At 30.1% G+C, this 4589-nt stretch carries 8 protein-coding genes; 1 reads left to right on the top strand and 7 read right to left on the bottom strand.

What is annotated here, in order from left to right; genetic code table 11:
- On the bottom strand, window positions 1-225 hold a 225-nt coding region (locus ABDH49_08070), incomplete at its 3' end, for a hypothetical protein (protein MEN3046914.1).
- A 401-nt stretch (window positions 226-626) separates the two neighbouring features.
- Entirely contained in the window at window positions 627-803 is a 177-nt protein-coding gene (locus ABDH49_08065; GenBank protein MEN3046913.1) for a hypothetical protein, read from the bottom strand.
- Window positions 804-979: 176 nt separating this feature from the next.
- Here ABDH49_08065 and ABDH49_08060 point away from each other — a divergent pair, with 176 nt between their 5' ends.
- Window positions 980-1828 (top strand): DUF3782 domain-containing protein, encoded by an 849-nt coding sequence (locus tag ABDH49_08060; GenBank protein MEN3046912.1) that lies wholly within the window; start codon window positions 980-982, stop codon window positions 1826-1828.
- A 369-nt stretch (window positions 1829-2197) separates the two neighbouring features.
- Here ABDH49_08060 and ABDH49_08055 read toward each other — a convergent pair whose 3' ends face one another.
- From ABDH49_08055 to ABDH49_08035, 5 genes are all read right to left on the bottom strand, one after another.
- Window positions 2198-2320: a hypothetical protein gene (locus ABDH49_08055; protein MEN3046911.1), complete on the bottom strand. Its 123-nt coding sequence runs from the start codon at window positions 2318-2320 to the stop codon at window positions 2198-2200.
- Between the two features lie 255 nt (window positions 2321-2575).
- On the bottom strand, window positions 2576-2752 hold the full coding sequence (locus ABDH49_08050) for a hypothetical protein (GenBank protein MEN3046910.1): 177 nt from the start codon (window positions 2750-2752) through the stop codon (window positions 2576-2578).
- 502 nt (window positions 2753-3254) lie between these two features.
- Window positions 3255-3662 (bottom strand): hypothetical protein, encoded by a 408-nt coding sequence (locus tag ABDH49_08045; protein ID MEN3046909.1) that lies wholly within the window; start codon window positions 3660-3662, stop codon window positions 3255-3257.
- A gap of 107 nt (window positions 3663-3769) precedes the next feature.
- Window positions 3770-3907, bottom strand: a complete 138-nt coding sequence (locus tag ABDH49_08040; GenBank protein MEN3046908.1) for a hypothetical protein — start codon at window positions 3905-3907, stop codon at window positions 3770-3772.
- Between the two features lie 84 nt (window positions 3908-3991).
- Complete coding sequence (locus tag ABDH49_08035) at window positions 3992-4498, bottom strand: hypothetical protein (protein ID MEN3046907.1); 507 nt, start codon at window positions 4496-4498, stop codon at window positions 3992-3994.
- Window positions 4499-4589 lie beyond the last annotated feature (91 nt).

Below are 4589 nucleotides of genomic sequence, written 5' to 3'. Positions count from 1 at the left end.
TTTTTCTTCTAAAATAGGAACTATTTCTTTAATGAAAGACTTTAATCTATGTGAAGAAATAGTATTCAGAATTTTACAAATGAAAATTAAAGCTCCTTTCACTTCTTCATCATAAATTTTTCTTCTTTTACGTCTTTTCTTTTTGGGTCTTCCTGATGGTGGCGAAATATAACACCTTAAATATCTTTCTTTAACCACCTTTGTTAATTCATTTCTCGCTTTCACTCTTTATTTTTCTATTTTAAAAAAATTAAGTGGAGTAAGGGATACACAAAGCAATGCCTGCGTAAAAAGATTCATTAGAACACTGGAAGAACATTTCGTGAATAGCATCTCCGAAAATCTTATTGAACCAAAAAAATTTAATGTTGATTTGATCAATTATTTAAACCTCTTGCGGAATTATAAATTAATAATTTTTATACTACCTTATCTCCTGGATAAGCATTTATCAATTCACCATTTCCTATATATATTCCAAGGCGCCAGGCATAATAGTCTTTACCCTTTATACTTATAAACGGTTTATCATCGCTAACAATATAAAGAAAAAAGAAAATAAATTATATCTACCCCTTTTAATTTTTGATATATCAATTTCTTCCTTCATTACTTAATTGAGTCCTTCAACAGGTATTAAAAGTTTTCTTACTTTTTACAAGTTCACTTGGTTTTAAAGAAAGCAAAATACAACTTTTTCTATATCCTCTAAAATAAGCTAAGAATACAAGCCCAAGATAATCTAAACCGGGATTTTTTGTCAATCCTCCTCCCCATCTATATTCAACTCCCTTGTAATTCATTAACCACTTTACAATATACTCCAAAAAAATCTGTGATGGTAATAAAAAAGTTCTATAAATTTAACCGATGGTATAATTCATTTATACTCCGCAACTTTTAGCATTCTTTCATTGTTACAGAAAATTTAAATGCTAATTGAAATCTCCATTTTTTCCTTTTATTATTTATTTCTAGTATGAAAAGAACCTTATCTGAGAAAGAAATAATAAAAATAATTGAGAAAAAGCTACCTGAAATCATTGAAAAATACCCTTCTATAAGAGCAAAGATTGAAGAGATAATTGAGAGGAAAGCAGTTACAAAAGAGGAAATAAAAGAGATACTCCTTGAATTAAAGGCACAAAGAGAAGAAAACAGTAGAAGATTCGAAGAAATAAATAAGAGATTTGAAGAAATAAACAAGAGATTTGAAGATGTAAATAGAAGATTTGAAGAGATAAATGAAAGGTTTAAAGATGTAAATAGAAGGTTCGAAGATATAAATAGAAGGTTTGAAGATATAAATAGAAGATTTGAAGATATGAACAAGAGGTTTGAGGATGTAAACAAAAGGTTTGAAGAAGTAAACAAAAGATTTGAAGAGTTAGCTTTAAGGATGGATAGTGGGTTTAAGATTTTGAGAGATACAATCTCAGCAATTGGCTCAAGATGGGGAATTGGAGCAGAAGATGCTTTCAGAAAAGGATTTGAAGAGGTTTTATCTGAAGTTGGATATAAAGTGATTAAATGGAAAAAATTTGATAAGGAGTGCAAATTCTTTACCTTTCCAAGACCTGCAGAGATTGATATTATTATAAAAGATAAAAAGAAAATAGCAATTGAAGTTAAATCTTCCTTAAGTTTAGCCGAGATTGAAGAATTTGAAAAAACTGTAAGGTTTTATGAATCTGAAGAAAACGAGAAAATAGATGAAAAGATAATAGTTGCCATATTCTGTCGCCCCGGCGTTGAAGAACACATTAAAGGATTAAACATTAAATTAATAAAAGGGATTGAAGAAGCCCGCACCTATCTTACCTATTAAATTGAAAGTTGCTGTAAATGCGAGAGATGAGAAATAGATTCAATGTGTATTTTATTTCATGTTTGCCAACTTAATTTAAAAATCCTTGAATATCAATCATTTTTATTTTCCTTTTTAAAATTTCGTAGATTGCTCTCTCTACTAAATACCCAAAAACTGCAACAAATATATGAGCCTCAACCCTCTTTTTCTCTTTTTAGTCTTGTGATAAATAGGTCATATCTTCATAAAATCCCTTATTTCACTAAATGCGCTTTTCGCCCCCTTAATCTTTTATGTTCCCTTTATTATGCTCTTTACATCTAAATCATTTCTCGCTTTTAATAAGTACTCTTCCTCTATTTTTATTTTCTCTTCCTGTGCAATTTTTTAACTCAAAAAATACTCAAATCTTCTTCCATCTATTTCAAAATCAAAAAACTCTTTATATGATATTTCGCTTTGATTTCCATTATTCTCACTACTTTTTAGCTCCACCCATTTAACTTTCACTCTTTTTTCTCTTTTATTTACTTTTTCCAAGTTCTCATTAAAAACGGCTCAAATCTTTTGCTATTTCTATTATAACCAAAGTACTTTTTCCCAAAAATAAGATAAACTACATTCCAAGGGAGGTATACAATAAAAGAGAAACAACAAGCACGAATATCCTTCTACTAACTTCTACTCCCCAAAATATCTTCAAACGTTTTGTCTAAACTAGGTCTTTACCATATTTTTCTTATTATCATAATGAGGACTCTACCGTTAGAGTTTTATAAGAGTAATTTCATCTTCTGTAAATTCTTTTATTCCAACAGAAATAGCTAACGCAAATTCTTCTTTATTTAGTCTGTCAACTTCTCCTAAATAAGAACTCACTTCTCTCATTGTTTTTTTTCTTTCTCTTTGTATGACATCAAAATCCCTTAAATATTCATACACTTTATCAGTTTCTTTATCTTTACTCGGTCAGTTTTTAAATACATTTTTAAAAATTGTCCCCAACCAAAAATTAAAGGAGTCTAAAACTAAAAATTATTGAAAATCAAACGATTTATTATTATAGAAAGCCCAAAAAACATTTTTTGACCTTAAAAATGGTAAACATAGGTCAAGAAGACCGGTATATTCCAAAATTAAGGTCTGAGGTCTTAAACTGGAAAAGCTCCTTTAATAAACCTTATTGACATTCTATATTTTATAACATACAAAAATTTAGCTCGAAAGTTTGCTACCATAATTTAACTAATCCTTTTAGGTTTTGCTTGATAATTTATTGTATTAGTGTTTCACTTCTTAGTAAAACTTCTTTACTTAAAGTTTATAAACTAGTTTCTCACTCTGGGGTTTTAAGTTCTATTACTTTTTTGTTTTGAGGAGTGGGAAGTAGTTTTTGGAATTTGTTTTTTGTCAACATTTTCGATAAAAACTTTACCAAGTGTCATTATGATTTCATCAGGAATATAACGCCCATGTAGTCTTTTACAGTTTTTATTTTTATATTTTTATGGTTAATAAGAAATTTCTTAATAAGAGAATTGTATTTTAGTGGAGGGTATGTGTCGAATAGAAATTCAAGGAAGTTATTTATATTTGGGTCTGAGTTAAGAGCAAGCATAAAGGGCATAATGATATTAAAAAACATTTCTTCTTTTCTCTGTAATCCAATTCCCTGAAAATTCATTATTTTTCTTAGGGAAGACCTAGGGTTTTTATTTTCAATCTGTGAAAGTATATTATTTTTAAAAAAAATTACTAATCCTTTGTCAAGGCTTGAAGACAAAAGGTAGGATATTCCTTTTATTCTTTTTTCTGGATAGTTGGAAGGTCTAATTCCGCTATAAACCCACATAGATTTATCCATTTTTAGAGATAAGTCAAAACTTTGAGGTAAGCCGTTTGTATCCTCACAAAGACCTGCACGATAGAGTAGAGCCTTTTCTATAATAGATCTTTCTTTTAGTTTTTAATTTCCCTATAAGGAAGCATTAGAGCAAGTTCAAGAAACTGGACTTTATTTTTGTGATATCCTAGGGAAAGCATAATCTCTCTGTATAAGGCTTCATCGGGTTCAGTAATTCTTAGAAGATTTTTCATTCTTTGGATTTTAGATTGAAGCCACCTATCGCCGTAAGTATTTAATAATTAATTCATTGTTTACTTGCATAGAATATACTATTTTCACACGCTCTTTGCTTTTTCTAATCTATTATTCACAAGCTCTGCTACTGCCCAATAGACCTCCTTGCGTTCTTCTTCAGTTAAACCGAGGGCGTCAAAAACAATATCATCAAGAGCTTTTCTGTCTGGCAGGGGATTCGGCTCTTGTTCACAAATTGGCCTTGTGGGGTCAAAGCCAAGTTCCTTGAAAATAGGAAAGAAATTTCTATTAAGCATGCTTTGCAGCAGAATTTTGTCTACGCGTATTAGATTAGGGTGTAGCACTAAAAGATTACTTATCTCGGAACCATACATCAATAATACGCCCTCACCCATACTTTTTCTACCGATAATTTCTGCAAAGAGAGCTCCACATGATGAATTTAATGAACACAATATAGAATGTGGTTCGTTATATGAAATAACGAAAAATGTATCACCAACGAAAAAATTTACTTGATTATAGAAGTACGCGAAATTATCATTCACGAATCTCTTTGATAATATAGGAGAGTAGATTTCCCCCAAATCCCACCATCTGGCCTTCCTTTGCATGTAGGTCTATTCTGAAATCCTCGTTTTTCTCCCCACTTTATATATTCTAATGCTTTTGTACCTC

This window comes from Candidatus Hydrothermales bacterium (assembly GCA_039630235.1).
Classification (GTDB): Bacteria; Hydrothermota; Hydrothermia; order Hydrothermales; family JAJRUZ01; genus JBCNVI01.
The sequence above is the reverse complement of the archived record's forward strand: the minus strand, read 5'-3'. Positions and strand labels throughout refer to the sequence as shown.